A 17,749-nucleotide genomic window follows, 5' to 3' on the forward strand; every position below is an offset into this window, starting at 1 on the left:
AATGCAAAATGTTAATCCAGAAAGCATATAAATACAGGCTCTACCCCACTGACCAGCAGGCGCAAAGGTTGCGTCAGTTGTGCGGTTGCGCTCGCTTTGTCTGGAACTATGCACTGAATGAAACACTGAGCATTCATGACGCGGGCGGAAAAATTCCGTCAGCTTTCGACCTGAATAAACGACTTACGGGCTGGAAAAAACTCCCTGAGCTGGCCTTTCTTGCTGAGGGTTACACTGACAACCTCCAGCAGAAACTGAAAGACCTGCGGAGCGCATGGGATCGCTGTTTTGATAAATCCCTGACGGCTGAAAAGCCCGTTTTCAAAAAGAAAACCAAAGGCTGCGACTCTATCCGGTTCGTCAATTTCAGCAAATATTGTGGGCTGGATTATGGCCGTGTGAAACTCCCGTCAGGACTGGGCTGGGTTAAATTTCGTCAGTCCCGGAAGATTGAAGGCGTCATTAAAAATTGCACCATCAGCCAGCATGCCGGACACTGGTATGTGTCTTTTCAGGTCGAATTAGCTGTTACCGATCCGATTCACGCATCGACCAGCGCAATAGGCCTGGATGCAGGTATAACAAAGCTGGCAACACTTTCAGACGGCACGGTCTTTGAACCGGTAAACAGCTTTAAAAAAAATCAGGATAAGCTGGCTCGCTTACAGCGCCGTCTGGCCCGGATGGTTAAATTCTCCGCCAACTGGAAAAAGCAGAAAGCGAAGATTTCCCGTATCCACTCTCATATCGCAAACATCCGCCGCGATTACCTTCATAAAACCACGACGACGATCAGCAAAAACCACGCGATGATAGTCATTGAGGATTTAAAGGTTTCGAACATGTCAAAATCAGCAGCGGGTACGGTAGACCAGCCGGGGCGCAACGTCGCGGCAAAATCAGGTCTTAACCGGGCGATACTGGATCAGGGCTGGGCAGAAATGCGCCGCCAGCTCGAATATAAGCAGGCATGGCGCGGCGGTGATGTGCTGGCGATTAATCCGGCGTACACCAGTCAGAAATGCGCATGTTGTGGGCATACATCGAAAAATAACCGCAGGACGCAGGCGAGCTTTATCTGTACCGCGTGCGGCTATACGGCAAACGCCGATGTAAACGGCGCTCGCAATATATTAACAGCAGGTTTTGAAGTCATGGCGGCAGGACAAATATTGCCGTCAGTCCGTAAAGGACGCGCCCGTAAGGCGGCGTAAGCCGTCGAGCGAGGAACCGGGCAATGCGGCAACGTATTGCTACCCTGACAAGGGAATCCCCCTCCTGAGTCGCTTTGCGCGAAGGTGGGGGAGGATGTCAAGGCCTTTACTTATCGGTTATGTCACATAAGTGACGATGAACGGCGAACTTAATGCGATCTTTTTTGTCAGTAGATAGTATTTTGCGCCAAATTGCCATGCAACGGGCAATTTGACGGGCGTAAAAGTTTGAAGCAGTGGCAAGACCTGACACAGAGGATTCCGATTGATGTCGAATGCTTTGCGTAGCGACACTGATGCCACTACTATCGTTCCACTTTCCATGACAATAACGACAGCCTGATGCCAAAATTACGCCTGATCGGATTAACTTTACTCGCACTTAGCGCGACTGCCGTCTCACACGCTGAAGAAACGCGCTATGTTTCTGACGAACTGAATACCTGGGTCCGTAGCGGTCCGGGAGACCATTATCGCCTCGTGGGCACGGTTAACGCCGGCGAGGAAGTGACCTTATTACAAACTGACGCCAACACCAATTATGCCCAGGTGAAAGACAGCTCTGGCCGTACCGCCTGGATCCCGTTGAAACAACTTAGCACAGAGCCAAGCCTGCGCTCCCGTGTGCCAGATCTGGAAAATCAGGTCAAAACCCTGACCGATAAGCTCACCAATATCGATAACACCTGGAATCAGCGCACCGCAGAAATGCAGCAAAAAGTGGCGCAGAGCGACAGCGTGATCAACGGGTTAAAAGAAGAAAATCAGAAACTGAAAAACGAGCTGATTGTCGCGCAGAAAAAGGTCGATGCCGCCAGCGTGCAGCTGGATGACAAACAGCGCACCATCATCATGCAGTGGTTTATGTATGGTGGCGGCGTGCTGGGGCTTGGCTTGCTGCTCGGTCTGGTACTGCCGCACCTGATCCCAACGCGCAAACGTAAAGATCGCTGGATGAACTAAATCGCCTTCTTCGTTGCACTGTCTTATTATTAGGAATTGTGTATTTGACGAAGGGATGATGGCGTGAAGATTTATCTGGTCGGTGGTGCTGTTCGGGATGCATTGTTAGGGCTACCGGTCAAAGACAGAGATTGGGTGGTAGTCGGTAGTACGCCACAGGAGATGCTCGACGCGGGCTACCAGCAGGTAGGCCGCGATTTTCCTGTTTTTCTGCATCCGCAAACGCATGAAGAGTATGCGCTGGCACGTACCGAACGGAAATCCGGTTCCGGTTACACCGGTTTTACCTGCTATGCCGCACCGGATGTCACGCTGGAAGATGATCTTAAGCGGCGCGATCTGACCATTAATGCGCTGGCCCAGGACGATAACGGCGAGATTATCGACCCGTACAACGGTCTGGGCGATCTGCAAAATCGTCTGTTGCGCCATGTTTCCCCCGCTTTTGGCGAAGATCCGTTACGCGTACTGCGCGTGGCGCGTTTTGCTGCGCGTTATGCCCACCTCGGTTTTCGTATTGCCGATGAAACTCTGGCGCTGATGCGCGAGATGACCCACGCGGGTGAACTGGAACACCTGACGCCTGAACGGGTGTGGAAAGAGACGGAAAGCGCCCTCACTACCCGCAATCCCCAGGTGTTCTTCCAGGTACTGCGCGATTGCGGCGCACTGCGCGTTTTATTCCCGGAAATTGACGCCCTGTTTGGCGTTCCGGCCCCTGCCAAGTGGCATCCGGAAATCGACACCGGTATTCACACCTTAATGACGCTCTCAATGGCGGCGATGCTAAGTCCGCAGGTCGATGTCCGTTTCGCAACGCTATGCCACGATCTCGGTAAAGGACTGACGCCGCCAGAACTTTGGCCGCGTCATCATGGTCATGGCCCGGCGGGTGTGAAGTTAGTGGAACAACTATGCCAGCGTCTGCGCGTGCCAAATGAAATTCGCGATTTAGCCAAACGGGTGGCCGAGTTTCACGATCTCATCCACACCTTCCCAATGCTGAACCCGAAAACCATCGTCAAATTATTTGATTCCATCGACGCCTGGCGTAAACCGCAGCGTGTCGAGCAACTGGCGTTGACCAGCGAGGCTGATGTGCGCGGCAGAACCGGTTTTGAGTCGGCGGACTACCCGCAAGGCCGCTGGTTGCGCGAAGCCTGGGAAGTGGCGCAGTCAGTGCCGACAAAAGACGTCGTTGAAGCGGGATTTAAAGGTGTGGAGATTCGCGAGGAGCTGACCCGACGGCGGATTGCGGCGGTAGCCAGCTGGAAGGAACAACGTTGTCCAAAGCCTGATTAAGCACTTGAATTTCAATTTATTGCAAACACCGGCCAGGTCGGATAAGACGCACAAGCGTCATATCCGACACTATTCCTCAATCAAAAGAACACGACATACACCGCAGCCGCCACAATAAAGCGATAAATGGCGAAAGGAATAAACGAAATGCGCTTAATCAATTGCAGGAAGGTTTTAATCGCTATCAGCGCCACCACAAAAGCGGTGATAAACCCAACGGCAAACATCGGGATATCGCCGGTTGTCAGGAAGCCCCAGCTTTTGTAGAGATCGAGCGCCGTTGCGCCCATCATCATCGGCACCGCCAGCAGGAACGAGAACTCGGAAGCCGCGTAACGGCTCACGCCCATCAGCATCCCGCCAGATATGGTCGCCCCGGAGCGTGAAAAACCCGGCCACAGCGCCAGACACTGGAAGCAGCCAATCATAAACGCCTGACGATAGGTCATATCATCGAGACCCGGCGCACGCGGCTCTTTCGGCTTCAGACATTCGGCAGCAATCAGCAACAAACCACCAACCACTAGCGCATACATCACATTTATTGGATTAAACAATGATTTAATCGTGTCATGGAACAACAATCCCAGTACTACCGCTGGGATCATGCCAAGCAGAATGTGGATCAGCGTTAAACGGCCTTTGCTTTCTCCTTCGTGTTGCAGCGGACGACCAAAGTGAATGCCAATCAGGCCAAACAGACGCCGCCAGAACATCACTACTACCGCCAGAATTGATCCTAACTGGATCACGACTTCAAAGGTTTTCGCCGTGTCGCCCTCAAATCCCAACAAGTGACCGACAATAATCATATGGCCCGTGCTGGATACCGGCAGAAATTCTGTCAATCCTTCGACCACACCCAATATTGCCGCTATCAGCAGCGAGTGCATATCGCTCATCAATAAACCCCTAAATTATAAAAATGTAACGCTTGTCCAAACTACTGCAGTATGACCAGGTTATAACCGTTTGGTTTAACAGCTGTAAAATTAATTATTTTCTTTCAGATTATTGCCACGCTCAATGATGACGCCAACATTCGCCGCCCGCGCCACTGCGCCTGGCTTGCTGAGTTTGATACGCACCCACGGCGAGTTGAAGCGTGCTAACAGCAGCTCCGCCACCTCTTCCGCCACACGTTCCACCAGCGCAAAACGCGCGCCCTCGACGTGGCTGACTACCGTTTCTGCAATGTCAGCGTAACTGAGGCAATCCGCCACATCATCACTTTTCGCCGCTTTACGGTTATCCCACGCCATTTCGATATCGAACACTAACTTCTGTTCGATGGTCTGTTCCCAGTCGTAAACACCAATAGTGGTGATTACCGAAAGTTGCTCTATAAATACAATATCCATCACGTCCTGCCTGCTTTTTGGCTAACCGGATACCACTTCCGGCGAAATGTGCGTATTATCCACAGATTCATCGTTGAACACGAATTTTCAAAACGGAACAGCTTATGAGTGCAATCGCGCCTGGAATGATCCTCATCGCGTACCTCTGCGGCTCCATTTCCAGTGCCATTCTGGTTTGCCGCTTGTGCGGGCTGCCCGATCCGCGAACCAGCGGCTCCGGTAATCCTGGCGCAACCAATGTGTTACGTATCGGTGGCAAAGGAGCAGCCGTAGCAGTACTGATTTTCGACGTTCTGAAAGGAATGTTGCCCGTCTGGGGCGCGTATGAATTAGGTGTCAGCCCATTCTGGCTAGGCTTAATTGCCATCGCCGCCTGCCTTGGACACATCTGGCCCGTTTTCTTCGGTTTTAAAGGAGGAAAAGGCGTTGCTACCGCTTTTGGTGCCATCGCACCAATTGGCTGGGATCTCACCGGAGTAATGGCGGGAACCTGGTTACTGACCGTGCTATTGAGCGGATACTCGTCGCTGGGAGCGATTGTCAGCGCACTGATTGCTCCATTTTACGTCTGGTGGTTTAAGCCACAATTCACCTTCCCGGTTTCGATGCTCTCATGCCTGATCCTGCTGCGCCATCATGACAACATCCAGCGTCTGTGGCGTCGTCAGGAGACAAAAATCTGGACGAAACTCAAAAGAAAGCGCGAAAAGGATCCTGAGTGATTTTTCGCGAGTCTACATAACCTGATAGCCTTCGTCGGGCTTGCCCAGCCGCTGCTGGCACCATGCCGCCAGAAATTCCACGCAGACACGTAATTTCATGCTGCGATAGAGCGGCTCCCGGTAAACAGCCCAGATATTGGCGCTTTGTGCATACTCCGGCAATACTCGCACCAGTTTGCCACTCTCCAGAAACGGTAAAACATCCCACTCAGAACGCAGCATAATTCCTTTTCCTTCCAGCGCCCATTGCAGCACAATCTCGCCGCTATTGGAGGAAAGGTGCCCGCTTACCTTCACCGATTTTTTCTCCTGACCGTTCCCCAACTCCCATATTCCGTGGGTCATATCACGCTCTTTGGTCACAAGACAGTCATGACGACTTAATTCCTGCAAGGATAGTGGCTGCGGATATTTTTGCAGATACTCAGGTGCTGCACATAATATTCGTTTATTTTTTGTCAAAAGATGCGCAATATAATAATCAGGAATTTCGTCATTAATACGAATATCCAGATCAATATTATCCTGCACTAAATCAATTTGCCGATCGAACAATTCAAAATGCACCTGTAACTCAGGATAATTGCGCATCAGTTCGGTAATAGCTGGCGCAATATGGCTGCGCCCAAAACCAAAACTACAGCCAATACGAATCATCCCCTCCGGGCGCGTTTTGATTTGCGTGACGTCATCGACCAGTCGCTGATATTGGGTGAGGATTTCCAGCGCATGCTCGTAACAACGTTGGCCACTTTCAGTCAGCGCCACGCCGCGGGCGGAGCGGTTCAGCAGCGTTGTTGCCAGCGTATTTTCAAGGATTTGGATCCGCTTGGTGACAAATGCAGGCGTTTGCCCAAGCGTCGCCGCTGCAGCACTAAAACTCCCGCTGTGGACGATTTCTACCAGTACCTGCAAATCTTTGGCTAAAGGCCAGCTATTCAGCATCGTTAATTATCCGCAGTTGTGATAAGCGCAGTGTATTTCGCAAAACATTGCCATTCCCTGCTCTGGCGCAATATTCATTCTTATTTTCGCGTTGATTCACGAACTGTGAATTACATATTCACGGCGGCAAAAAATATAAAACCACATTTTTAGTGGTAGTTTGTGGCGGTGAATTTTTCCAGACAAATACATAAACTGGAGTTGCCATGATGAGCGAAAGTAATAAGCAACAGGCAGTGAATAAGTTGACGGAGATTGTCGCTAACTTTACCGCCATGATTTCTACCCGAATGCCCGATGACGTGGTGGACAAACTAAAACAGCTAAAGGATGCCGAAACGTCGTCGATGGGGAAAATCATCTACCACACGATGTTCGACAACATGCAAAAAGCAATCGACCTGAATCGTCCTGCCTGTCAGGACACCGGCGAAATCATGTTTTTTGTTAAGGTTGGTTCCCGTTTCCCACTGCTTGGCGAGCTGCAAAGCATTCTTAAGCAAGCCGTGGAAGAGGCAACCGTCAAAGCGCCACTGCGTCACAATGCGGTAGAAATTTTTGACGAAGTGAACACCGGCAAAAATACCGGCAGCGGCGTACCGTGGGTCACCTGGGATATCGTCCCCGACGGTGACGATGCGGAAATCGAAGTTTACATGGCAGGCGGCGGCTGCACGTTGCCTGGTCGTTCGAAAGTGTTAATGCCGTCGGAAGGCTACGAAGGCGTAGTGAAATTCGTCTTCGAAAATATCTCCACCCTCGCCGTAAACGCCTGTCCACCGGTACTGGTAGGCGTGGGCATCGCCACCTCGGTGGAAACCGCCGCTGTGCTCTCACGTAAAGCCATTTTGCGCCCGATTGGCAGCCGCCATCCCAATCCAAAAGCGGCAGAGCTGGAACTACGCCTGGAAGAAGGACTCAACCGTCTGGGGATTGGTCCACAGGGGCTGACTGGCAACAGTTCAGTGATGGGCGTACATATCGAATCTGCCGCCCGCCATCCGTCAACCATCGGCGTTGCTGTTTCTACCGGCTGCTGGGCGCATCGTCGCGGCACACTGCTGGTTCATGCCGATCTCACCTTTGAAAATCTGTCTCACACCCGGAGCGCGTTATGAAAAAGATCCTGACAACCCCGATCAAAGCTGAAGATCTGCAAGATATTCGCGTCGGCGATGTGATCTACCTGACCGGTACGCTGGTAACCTGCCGTGACGTTTGTCACCGTCGCTTGATCGAACTCAAACGTCCGATCCCTTACGATCTCAACGGCAAAGCGATTTTCCACGCTGGCCCCATCGTGCGCAAAAACGGCGACAAATGGGAGATGGTATCCGTCGGCCCGACAACCAGTATGCGTATGGAAAGTTTTGAACGTGAATTTATCGAACAGACCGGCGTGAAACTGGTGGTCGGCAAAGGCGGAATGGGGCCGCTGACCGAAGAAGGCTGCCAGAAATTCAAGGCGCTGCATGTGATTTTCCCGGCAGGCTGCGCAGTACTGGCGGCAACCCAGGTGGAAGAGATTGAAGAGGTGCACTGGACAGAACTCGGGATGCCGGAGTCGCTGTGGGTCTGCCGGGTCAAAGAGTTCGGTCCGCTGATTGTCTCTATTGATACCCACGGCAACAACCTGATAGCCGAAAACAAAAAGCTGTTCGCCGAACGCCGCGATCCCATCGTGGAAGAGATTTGCGAGCACGTCCACTACATCAAATAACCCTCCCGGAGAGGCTCACCCCCTCTCCTTTTTCGCAGGCATAACACGATGAAACCTTCCACTGAATGGTGGCGATACCTTGCGCCGCTGGCGGTCATCGCCATTATTGCTCTAATTCCGGTTCCCGCAGGGCTGGAGAGTCATACCTGGCTCTACTTTGCCGTTTTTACTGGCGTGATCGTTGGACTGATCCTCGAACCCGTGCCGGGTGCCGTGGTGGCGATGGTGGGTATCTCCATTATCGCCATTCTCTCGCCGTGGCTGCTGTTTAGCCCGGAGCAGCTCGCCCAGCCAGGTTTTAAGTTCACCGCCAAATCCCTCTCCTGGGCGGTTTCTAGTTTTTCTAATTCGGTTATCTGGCTGATTTTCGCCGCCTTTATGTTTGGCACAGGCTATGAAAAAACCGGGCTGGGGCGACGTATCGCGCTGATTCTGGTGAAAAAGATGGGGCATCGTACGCTGTTTCTCGGCTATGCGGTGATGTTCTCCGAGCTGATCCTGGCACCTGTAACACCGTCCAACTCGGCGCGCGGTGCGGGGATTATCTATCCCATCATCCGTAACCTGCCACCGCTCTATCAATCACAACCAAACGACGGCAGTTCGCGCAGCATTGGCTCGTACATCATGTGGATGGGGATTGTTGCCGACTGCGTGACCAGCGCCATTTTCCTGACGGCGATGGCACCAAACTTGCTGTTAATTGGCCTGATGAAAAGCGCATCTCACGCCACGCTGAGTTGGGGCGACTGGTTTCTCGGCATGTTGCCGCTCAGTATTTTACTGGTTCTGCTGGTTCCCTGGCTGGCTTACGTGCTGTACCCGCCGGTACTGAAGTCTGGTGATCAGGTGCCACGCTGGGCAGAGACGGAACTGCAGGCAATGGGCCCGCTCTGTTCGCGTGAAAAACGGATGCTGGGGCTGATGGTAGGCGCGCTGGTGCTGTGGATTTTCGGCGGTGATTATATCGATGCCGCGATGGTCGGTTACAGCGTGGTGGCGCTGATGCTGCTTCTGCGCATTATCAGTTGGGACGACATTGTCAGTAATAAAGCCGCGTGGAACGTTTTCTTCTGGCTGGCCTCGCTTATCACCCTCGCTACCGGACTCAACAACACCGGTTTTATTAGCTGGTTTGGCAAACTGTTAGCAGGCAGCTTAAGCGGTTATTCGCCAACGATGGTGATGGTGGCGTTGATTGTGGTGTTTTATCTGCTACGCTACTTCTTTGCCAGCGCCACGGCGTATACCTCCGCTCTCGCACCGATGATGATTGCCGCCGCGCTGGCGATGCCGGAAATCCCGCTTCCCGTGTTCTGCCTGATGGTTGGCGCGGCCATTGGTCTGGGGAGCATTCTTACACCATACGCCACCGGACCCAGTCCGATTTACTACGGTAGTGGTTATCTGCCAACGGTGGATTACTGGCGACTGGGTGCAATTTTTGGGCTGATATTCCTCGTGTTGCTGGTGATTACCGGCTTACTGTGGATGCCCGTGGTGTTGCTTTAAGTGAGGACGGTGCCGGAAGTGACTCTCCGGCACCTAATAGTTTTACGCGGCCGGTAACTCTGCCAGCGGCCAGCGCGGACGCACGCTAACGCCGAGATCCGCCGTCGCGCCTGCTTTAAACCGCACCATTCCGGCATAGGCGATCATCGCGCCGTTATCAGTACAAAATTCCGGACGCGCGTAGAACACTTCGCCACGGCGTTTTTTCATCATTTCAGCCAGCTTCGCCCGTAACGTGCGGTTAGCACTCACGCCGCCTGCCATGACCAGTCGCTTAAAGCCTGTCTGATCCAGCGCTCGCTTACACTTAATCATCAACGTATCGACCACCGCATCTTCAAAGGCGCGGGCGATATCAGCACGCGTCTGGTCGTCGGTGCCGTTATCACGAATGGTATTTGCCGCGAAGGTTTTCAGACCAGAAAAGCTGAAATCCAGCCCCGGACGGTCGGTCATCGGGCGCGGGAAGACAAAGCGCCCGGCTGTACCCTGAGCCGCCATTTTCGACAGTAATGGCCCGCCAGGATAATCCAGCCCCAGCAGCTTCGCGGTTTTATCAAACGCTTCCCCGGCGGCATCATCGATAGACTCTCCGAGCAGCTCGTACTGACCAATGCCTGTCACGCTGATTAACTGCGTATGACCGCCGGAAACCAGCAGCGCGACAAACGGAAATTCCGGTGGGTTATCTTCCAGCATCGGCGCTAACAGATGCCCTTCCATATGGTGTACAGGGATCGCCGGAACGCCCCAGGCAAACGCCAGCGAACGCCCGACCGTTGCGCCAACCAACAGCGCACCGACTAATCCAGGGCCTGCAGTATAGGCCACGGCGTCAATGTCTTTTGCAGTTAAACCGGACTCTTTCAGCGCCTCCTGGATCAACGGTACGGTTTTACGCACGTGATCGCGGGAGGCTAGTTCAGGCACGACGCCGCCGTAGTCAGCGTGCAATTTCACCTGACTATACAATTGGTTGGCTAACAAACCTTTTTCATCGTCGTAAATGGCGATGCCGGTTTCATCGCAGGAAGTTTCAATACCCAGTACACGCATGACTTGTTTTACCTCGCTTTATTACCGCGCAGTGTAGGACCAATGCGGGTTGATGTAAAACTTTGTTCGCCCCTGGAGAAAGCCTCGTGTATACTCCTCACCCTTATAAAAGTCCCTTTCAAAAAAGGCCGCGGTGCTTTACAAAGCAGCAGCAATTGCAGTAAAATTCCGCACCATTTTGAAATAAGCTGGCGTTGATGCCAGCGGCAAACCGAATTAATCAAAGGTGAGAGGCACATGCCGGTAATTAAAGTACGTGAAAACGAGCCGTTCGACGTAGCTCTGCGTCGCTTCAAGCGTTCCTGCGAAAAAGCAGGTGTTCTGGCGGAAGTTCGTCGTCGTGAGTTCTATGAAAAACCGACTACCGAACGTAAGCGCGCTAAAGCTTCTGCAGTGAAACGTCACGCGAAGAAACTGGCTCGCGAAAACGCACGCCGCACTCGTCTGTACTAATTCCCCGAGAGCGTTGCTCTCCGATCAGACCGAGTTGTAGTTGTAAGGCCGTGCTTCCGAAAGGAATGCGCGGCTTATTTTCGTTTATGAATTGCTAAAAATCGGGGCCTATGGCTGGACGAATCCCACGCGTATTCATTAATGATCTGCTGGCACGCACTGACATCGTCGATCTGATCGATGCTCGTGTGAAGCTGAAAAAGCAGGGCAAGAATTTCCACGCGTGTTGTCCATTCCACAACGAGAAAACCCCGTCATTCACCGTTAACGGTGAAAAACAGTTTTACCACTGCTTTGGATGTGGCGCGCACGGCAATGCGATCGACTTCCTGATGAACTATGACAAGCTCGAGTTCGTCGAAACGGTCGAAGAGCTGGCGGCAATGCACAATCTTGAAGTGCCATTTGAAGCAGGCAGCGGCCCCAGTCAGATCGAGCGCCATCAACGGCAAACGCTTTATCAGTTGATGGACGGTCTGAATACGTTTTACCAACAATCTTTACAGCAACCTGTTGCCACGTCTGCGCGCCAGTATCTGGAAAAACGCGGATTAAGCCACGAGGTTATTGCCCGCTTTGCGATTGGTTTTGCGCCCCCCGGCTGGGACAACGTCCTGAAACGGTTTGGCGGTAATCCAGAAAATCGTCAGTCATTGATTGATGCGGGCATGTTGGTCACCAACGATCAGGGTCGCAGTTACGATCGTTTCCGCGAGCGGGTGATGTTCCCCATTCGCGATAAACGCGGTCGGGTAATTGGTTTTGGCGGGCGCGTGCTGGGCAACGATACCCCCAAATACCTGAACTCGCCGGAAACCGATATTTTCCATAAAGGCCGCCAGCTATACGGTCTTTATGAGGCGCAGCAGGATAACGCTGAACCCAATCGTCTGCTTGTGGTCGAAGGCTATATGGACGTGGTGGCGCTGGCGCAATACGGCATTAATTACGCCGTTGCGTCGTTAGGCACGTCAACCACTGCCGATCACATTCAGTTGTTGTTCCGCGCGACCAACAATGTCATTTGCTGTTATGACGGCGACCGTGCAGGTCGCGATGCTGCCTGGCGAGCGTTGGAAACGGCGTTGCCTTACATGACAGACGGACGGCAGCTACGTTTTATGTTTTTGCCTGATGGCGAAGACCCTGACACGCTGGTGCGCAAAGAAGGTAAAGAAGCGTTTGAAGCGCGGATGGAGCAGGCGATGCCGCTCTCCGCTTTTCTGTTTAACAGTCTGATGCCGCAAGTTGATCTGAGTACCCCTGACGGGCGCGCACGTTTGAGTACGCTGGCACTGCCATTGATATCGCAGGTGCCGGGCGAAACGCTGCGAATATATCTTCGTCAGGAATTAGGCAACAAATTAGGCATACTTGATGACAGCCAGCTTGAACGATTAATGCCAAAAGCGGCGGAGAGCAGCGTTTCTCGCCCTGTTCCACAGCTAAAACGCACGACCATGCGTATACTTATAGGGTTGCTGGTGCAAAATCCAGAATTAGCGACATTGGTCCCGCCGCTTGAGAATCTGGATGAAAATAAGCTCCCTGGACTTGGCTTATTCAGAGAACTGGTCAACACTTGTCTCTCTCAGCCAGGTCTGACCACCGGGCAACTTTTAGAGCACTATCGTGGTACAAATAATGCTGCCACCCTTGAAAAACTGTCGATGTGGGACGATATAGCAGATAAGAATATTGCTGAGCAAACCTTCACCGACTCACTCAACCATATGTTTGATTCGCTGCTTGAACTGCGCCAGGAAGAGTTAATCGCTCGTGAGCGCACGCATGGTTTAAGCAACGAAGAACGCCTGGAGCTCTGGACATTAAACCAGGAGCTGGCGAAAAAGTAATTTAACGGCTTAAGTGCCGAAGAGCGATCGGGAAGCCCCCGACAGCCGCACTGAGAGGCAGCGGCAAATATATAAGTACGCCCTCGTAATTATCGTTGGCGGTAAATAACCGTTGGATTTCAGCGTTAACGGCTGAAGGACAGCGGGTCAATCGCCCAACACCAACCTCATGAAATAAGTGTGGATACCGTCTTATGGAGCAAAACCCGCAGTCACAGCTGAAACTTCTTGTCACCCGTGGTAAGGAGCAAGGCTATCTGACCTATGCCGAGGTCAATGACCATCTGCCGGAAGATATCGTCGATTCAGATCAGATCGAAGACATCATCCAAATGATCAACGACATGGGCATTCAGGTGATGGAAGAAGCACCGGATGCCGATGATCTGATGCTGGCTGAAAACACCGCGGACGAAGATGCTGCCGAAGCCGCCGCGCAGGTGCTTTCCAGCGTGGAATCTGAAATCGGGCGCACGACTGACCCGGTACGCATGTACATGCGTGAAATGGGCACCGTTGAACTGTTGACCCGCGAAGGCGAAATTGACATCGCTAAGCGTATTGAAGACGGGATCAACCAGGTTCAATGCTCCGTTGCTGAATATCCGGAAGCGATCACCTATCTGCTGGAACAGTACGATCGTGTTGAAGCAGAAGAAGCGCGTCTGTCCGATCTGATCACCGGCTTTGTTGACCCGAACGCAGAAGAAGATCTGGCACCTACCGCCACTCACGTCGGTTCTGAGCTTTCCCAGGAAGATCTGGACGATGACGAAGATGAAGACGAAGAAGATGGCGATGACGACAGCGCCGATGATGACAACAGCATCGACCCGGAACTGGCTCGCGAAAAATTTGCGGAACTGCGCGCTCAGTACGTTGTAACGCGTGACACCATCAAAGCGAAAGGTCGCAGTCACGCAGCCGCTCAGGAAGAGATCCTGAAACTGTCTGAAGTATTCAAACAGTTCCGCCTGGTACCGAAGCAGTTTGACTACCTGGTCAACAGCATGCGCGTCATGATGGACCGCGTTCGTACGCAAGAACGTCTGATCATGAAGCTCTGCGTTGAACAGTGCAAAATGCCGAAGAAAAACTTCATTACCCTGTTTACCGGCAACGAAACCAGCGATACCTGGTTCAACGCGGCAATTGCAATGAACAAGCCGTGGTCGGAAAAACTGCACGATGTCTCTGAAGAAGTGCATCGCGCCCTGCAGAAACTGCAGCAGATTGAAGAAGAAACCGGCCTGACCATCGAGCAGGTTAAAGATATCAACCGTCGTATGTCCATCGGTGAAGCGAAAGCCCGCCGTGCGAAGAAAGAGATGGTTGAAGCGAACTTACGTCTGGTTATTTCTATCGCCAAGAAATACACCAACCGTGGCTTGCAGTTCCTTGACCTGATTCAGGAAGGTAACATCGGCCTGATGAAAGCGGTTGATAAGTTCGAATACCGTCGTGGTTACAAATTCTCCACCTACGCAACCTGGTGGATTCGTCAGGCGATCACTCGTTCTATCGCGGATCAGGCGCGCACCATCCGTATTCCGGTGCATATGATTGAGACTATCAATAAGCTCAACCGTATTTCTCGCCAGATGCTGCAAGAGATGGGCCGCGAGCCGACGCCAGAAGAGCTGGCTGAACGTATGCTGATGCCGGAAGACAAGATCCGCAAAGTGCTGAAGATCGCCAAAGAGCCAATCTCCATGGAAACGCCGATCGGTGATGATGAAGATTCGCATCTGGGGGATTTCATCGAGGATACCACCCTCGAGCTGCCGCTGGATTCTGCGACCACCGAAAGCCTGCGTGCGGCAACGCACGACGTGCTGGCTGGCCTGACCGCGCGTGAAGCGAAAGTTCTGCGTATGCGCTTCGGTATCGATATGAACACCGACCACACGCTGGAAGAAGTGGGTAAACAGTTCGACGTTACCCGTGAACGTATCCGTCAGATCGAAGCGAAGGCGCTGCGTAAACTGCGTCACCCGAGCCGTTCTGAAGTACTGCGTAGCTTCCTGGACGATTAATCGGTAGGCTGGATCAGGCGTTACGCCACATCCGGCACTTTTCCCTTTGCACAAACGCCACCTTTTCGGTGGCGTTTTTTATCGCCCACGCACTACCAGCGCCTGGTCCAGTTCCCGATACGCCTCAACCAGTTTCTCCAGTGAAACGCGACTTAAACCGCTGGGATTTGGCAGTACCCAAATCTGCGTCGAACCAATAGTGAGCGTTTGCTTCCCCCACTGTGCACCGCGTTGGCTGAATCCTTGCTCAAACGCCTGTTTGCCCAGAATTGCCAACGCTTGTGGTTGGTAATCTTCAATTTTTTCAATCAGCTTACGCCCGCCTGCGTGCAGCTCCTGCTTTGAAACTTCATTGGCTTGCACCGTTGGACGGTCTACCAGTTTGGTGACACCACAACGATAATCCAGCAGATGCTGTGCCTCCTGCGGCTTCAACTGACGGTCGGTAAACCCAGCCTGATATATCACCTTCCAGAAGCGATTTGCCGGATGAGCAAAGGGAAAACCAGTTCCGGCGGATGAAAGACCAGGATTGATACCGCAAAACACGACCCGTAACCCTGGAGCCAAAATATCCTCAACCATATTTACTCCTTTCTAACATCACCAGGAAAAGTATAACGGATTGAAAATACATTGTTTATAAAAACAGCAGGCGCGCGGTAATGGCTGGATTGCGACACGGAGTTACTTTATAATCCGCTACCATGGCCCCTTAGCTCAGTGGTTAGAGCAGGCGACTCATAATCGCTTGGTCGCTGGTTCAAGTCCAGCAGGGGCCACCAGACATAGCAAAGGCTGACGAGAAATCGTCAGCCTTTTTCTTTTTATATATCAGTTACTTTGCGTGCCAGTAAGCCGCTGCGCGTACCCGCTGTGGGTCATACTGTTCCGCTTCAAAGCGGCGGCTTAAATTCTTAACGACTTTGCCTTCGCCGGTTATCCAGATGAAGTAATCATCGGCAGGGATTTGCAGCTGCGCCAGGCGTGCGTCTACCGCCTGCTCATCATGCGCCAACCATTCGATATTAAAACCATCAAGGTGCGCGAGATAATCCTGACAGGCGTTATCCTGTACGCTGACCAGCGCGGTAACTTGCGGTTTAACGGCAAGTTTACTCAACGTTTCCAGGCGGCGGCGCAGTGCCGGCATTCCGGACTCATCGCAAACATACACCTGATACGCGTAATCTTCCGGCACCACCAGCGAACCGCGCGGCCCTGCCACCGTGAGTTTATCGCCCGGTTGCGCCTGCATCGCCCAGCTGCTGGCGACTCCGCCGTCGTGAATAAAGAAATCGATCGCCAGTTCATGACGTTGTTCGTCATACAGTGGCGTATAGTCACGCGACGGTGGGCGTGGTCCTTCCGGCCAGACGATCCCCTCTTCCGTTACCGTTGGCGGCACAAAGTGAACGTCAGATTGAGGAAAGAAGAGTTTGCTGTGATCGTCAAAGCCGCGCGATGTAAAACCGTCCAGCGCCTCGCCGCCGAGGACAATGCGCTGAAAACCGGCACTGATACGCTCAACGCGTAACACAGTCAGTTCACGGAAGCGCAGATCATTGCGAACGCGCTGTGGGTAGCTGGGGGAATTATTCATTGTTATCGCCTTCGTGAGGATAATCAGATATATCTAAATAATTTTCGCAAATGATAATGATTGTTAATCTTGATAAATGCAAGCGATTTGTAGAACTGATATGTCTATAGTCTGATAAGACGAACCGCCTCTTCTCAGGCATCATTACTCAACGCCGGATGTGGCGTGAACGCCTTATCCGGCCTACGTGTGAGATGAGTCCACGTTTAAAAATCATTTTTACACTTGCACTAATGCTTACATCAGATATAAATTAGATATATCTAATTGAGCAAAAGGAGGCTGATATGAGCCATCATCACGAAGGGTGTTGTAAACATGAAGGCCAGCCACGTCATGAAGGCTGCTGCAAAGGTGAGAAATCAGAACACGAACACTGCGGACACGGTCACCAGCATGAACACGGTCAATGCTGTGGTGGTCGCCACGGTCGCGGCGGCGGTCGTCGGCAACGTTTCTTTGGTCACGGTGAATTACGTCTGGTGATTCTGGATATTCTCTCGCGCGATGACAGCCACGGTTACGAATTGATTAAAGCGATTGAAAATCTGACCCAGGGAAATTACACCCCAAGCCCGGGCGTCATCTACCCGACGCTGGATTTTCTTCAGGAACAGTCGCTAATTACCATCCGCGAAGAGGAAGGTGGTAAGAAGCAGATTGCGCTGACCGAACAAGGCGCGCAGTGGCTGGAAGAAAACCGCGAACAAGTGGAGATGATTGAAGAGCGCATCAAAGCGCGTTGCGTTGGCGCTGCGCTGCGCCAGAACCCGCAAATGAAGCGGGCGCTGGATAATTTTAAAGCGGTGCTGGATTTACGCGTCAACCAGAGCGATATCACTGATGCACAAATAAAAAAGATCATTGCGGTGATCGACCGCGCCGCTTTTGATATTACCCAACTGGATTAATCACCGATTGCCGGATGCGGCGTACCCTACACACCCCGTAGGCCTGATAAGATGCGCCAGCATCGCATCAGGCATTGTGTACAAACGGCTATATC

The 17,749-nt window shown here is 52.4% G+C and carries 17 protein-coding genes and 1 tRNA gene; 12 read left to right on the forward strand and 6 right to left on the reverse strand.

The window, feature by feature from the left end; genetic code table 11:
• Positions 1 to 8: 8 nt before the first annotated feature.
• From AACU19_RS17430 to cca, 3 genes are all read left to right on the forward strand, one after another.
• Entirely contained in the window at positions 9 to 1,214 is a 1,206-nt protein-coding gene (locus AACU19_RS17430; RefSeq protein ID WP_105278347.1) for an RNA-guided endonuclease InsQ/TnpB family protein, read from the forward strand.
• A 342-nt stretch (positions 1,215 to 1,556) separates the two neighbouring features.
• On the forward strand, positions 1,557 to 2,177 hold the full coding sequence (locus AACU19_RS17435) for a TIGR04211 family SH3 domain-containing protein (protein ID WP_001125332.1): 621 nt from the start codon (positions 1,557 to 1,559) through the stop codon (positions 2,175 to 2,177).
• 63 nt (positions 2,178 to 2,240) lie between these two features.
• Positions 2,241 to 3,479 carry a fused tRNA nucleotidyltransferase/2',3'-cyclic phosphodiesterase/2' nucleotidase/phosphatase Cca gene (cca, locus tag AACU19_RS17440; protein ID WP_105278348.1) on the forward strand — a complete coding sequence of 413 codons (1,239 nt, stop codon included), beginning with the start codon at positions 2,241 to 2,243 and terminating at the stop codon, positions 3,477 to 3,479.
• Between the two features lie 80 nt (positions 3,480 to 3,559).
• Here the strand turns inward: cca and bacA are convergent, their stop codons facing one another.
• Both bacA and folB read right to left on the reverse strand, forming a co-directional pair.
• Positions 3,560 to 4,381 carry an undecaprenyl-diphosphate phosphatase gene (bacA, locus tag AACU19_RS17445; RefSeq protein ID WP_001305111.1) on the reverse strand — a complete coding sequence of 274 codons (822 nt, stop codon included), beginning with the start codon at positions 4,379 to 4,381 and terminating at the stop codon, positions 3,560 to 3,562.
• Positions 4,382 to 4,471: 90 nt separating this feature from the next.
• Positions 4,472 to 4,840 (reverse strand): bifunctional dihydroneopterin aldolase/7,8-dihydroneopterin epimerase, encoded by a 369-nt coding sequence (folB, locus tag AACU19_RS17450; protein WP_001295541.1) that lies wholly within the window; start codon positions 4,838 to 4,840, stop codon positions 4,472 to 4,474.
• A 104-nt stretch (positions 4,841 to 4,944) separates the two neighbouring features.
• Here folB and plsY point away from each other — a divergent pair, with 104 nt between their 5' ends.
• Positions 4,945 to 5,562, forward strand: coding sequence for a glycerol-3-phosphate 1-O-acyltransferase PlsY (gene plsY / locus AACU19_RS17455; protein WP_072745544.1), 618 nt, complete (start codon positions 4,945 to 4,947; stop codon positions 5,560 to 5,562).
• A gap of 12 nt (positions 5,563 to 5,574) precedes the next feature.
• On the opposite strand, the gene ttdR is transcribed toward plsY, so the two are convergent.
• Positions 5,575 to 6,507: an L-tartrate utilization transcriptional activator TtdR gene (gene ttdR / locus AACU19_RS17460; protein ID WP_000935203.1), complete on the reverse strand. Its 933-nt coding sequence runs from the start codon at positions 6,505 to 6,507 to the stop codon at positions 5,575 to 5,577.
• Positions 6,508 to 6,713: 206 nt separating this feature from the next.
• Here ttdR and ttdA point away from each other — a divergent pair, with 206 nt between their 5' ends.
• Genes ttdA through ttdT form a run of 3 tightly spaced genes read left to right on the forward strand, consistent with a single transcriptional unit; the run spans position 6,714 to position 9,739 of the window.
• Positions 6,714 to 7,625, forward strand: coding sequence for a L(+)-tartrate dehydratase subunit alpha (gene ttdA / locus AACU19_RS17465; RefSeq protein WP_000986806.1), 912 nt, complete (start codon positions 6,714 to 6,716; stop codon positions 7,623 to 7,625).
• Positions 7,622 to 8,227 (forward strand): L(+)-tartrate dehydratase subunit beta, encoded by a 606-nt coding sequence (ttdB, locus tag AACU19_RS17470; protein ID WP_000722957.1) that lies wholly within the window; start codon positions 7,622 to 7,624, stop codon positions 8,225 to 8,227. The genes ttdA and ttdB overlap by 4 nt, the downstream gene beginning before the upstream one ends.
• A 48-nt stretch (positions 8,228 to 8,275) precedes the next feature.
• Positions 8,276 to 9,739: an L-tartrate/succinate antiporter gene (ttdT, locus tag AACU19_RS17475; protein WP_105278349.1), complete on the forward strand. Its 1,464-nt coding sequence runs from the start codon at positions 8,276 to 8,278 to the stop codon at positions 9,737 to 9,739.
• Positions 9,740 to 9,781: 42 nt separating this feature from the next.
• On the opposite strand, the gene tsaD is transcribed toward ttdT, so the two are convergent.
• On the reverse strand, positions 9,782 to 10,795 hold the full coding sequence (gene tsaD, locus AACU19_RS17480) for a tRNA (adenosine(37)-N6)-threonylcarbamoyltransferase complex transferase subunit TsaD (RefSeq protein ID WP_032185154.1): 1,014 nt from the start codon (positions 10,793 to 10,795) through the stop codon (positions 9,782 to 9,784).
• 237 nt (positions 10,796 to 11,032) lie between these two features.
• Here tsaD and rpsU point away from each other — a divergent pair, with 237 nt between their 5' ends.
• From rpsU to rpoD, 3 genes are all read left to right on the forward strand, one after another.
• The gene (gene rpsU / locus AACU19_RS17485; protein ID WP_001144069.1) at positions 11,033 to 11,248 is read left to right on the forward strand and encodes a 30S ribosomal protein S21; all 216 of its coding nucleotides are present in this window, start codon (positions 11,033 to 11,035) and stop codon (positions 11,246 to 11,248) included.
• A gap of 110 nt (positions 11,249 to 11,358) precedes the next feature.
• On the forward strand, positions 11,359 to 13,104 hold the full coding sequence (gene dnaG / locus AACU19_RS17490) for a DNA primase (protein ID WP_000918833.1): 1,746 nt from the start codon (positions 11,359 to 11,361) through the stop codon (positions 13,102 to 13,104).
• Between the two features lie 194 nt (positions 13,105 to 13,298).
• Entirely contained in the window at positions 13,299 to 15,140 is a 1,842-nt protein-coding gene (gene rpoD, locus AACU19_RS17495) for an RNA polymerase sigma factor RpoD (RefSeq protein WP_000437371.1), read from the forward strand.
• 78 nt (positions 15,141 to 15,218) lie between these two features.
• Here rpoD and mug read toward each other — a convergent pair whose 3' ends face one another.
• Entirely contained in the window at positions 15,219 to 15,725 is a 507-nt protein-coding gene (gene mug / locus AACU19_RS17500; RefSeq protein ID WP_000228932.1) for a G/U mismatch-specific DNA glycosylase, read from the reverse strand.
• A gap of 124 nt (positions 15,726 to 15,849) precedes the next feature.
• Here mug and AACU19_RS17505 point away from each other — a divergent pair.
• Positions 15,850 to 15,925: transfer RNA gene (locus AACU19_RS17505), tRNA-Ile, on the forward strand.
• Between the two features lie 53 nt (positions 15,926 to 15,978).
• On the opposite strand, the gene nfeF is transcribed toward AACU19_RS17505, so the two are convergent.
• The gene (nfeF, locus tag AACU19_RS17510) at positions 15,979 to 16,743 is read right to left on the reverse strand and encodes an NADPH-dependent ferric chelate reductase NfeF (RefSeq protein ID WP_105278350.1); all 765 of its coding nucleotides are present in this window, start codon (positions 16,741 to 16,743) and stop codon (positions 15,979 to 15,981) included.
• Between the two features lie 287 nt (positions 16,744 to 17,030).
• On the opposite strand from nfeF, the gene nfeR reads away from it, so the two are divergent.
• Complete coding sequence (nfeR, locus tag AACU19_RS17515; RefSeq protein WP_000018005.1) at positions 17,031 to 17,654, forward strand: DNA-binding transcriptional regulator NfeR; 624 nt, start codon at positions 17,031 to 17,033, stop codon at positions 17,652 to 17,654.
• The last annotated feature ends 95 nt before the right edge of the window (positions 17,655 to 17,749 follow it).

Source organism: Escherichia sp. MOD1-EC4550, assembly GCF_963876935.1.
Taxonomy (GTDB): Bacteria; Pseudomonadota; Gammaproteobacteria; order Enterobacterales; family Enterobacteriaceae; genus Escherichia; species Escherichia coli_F.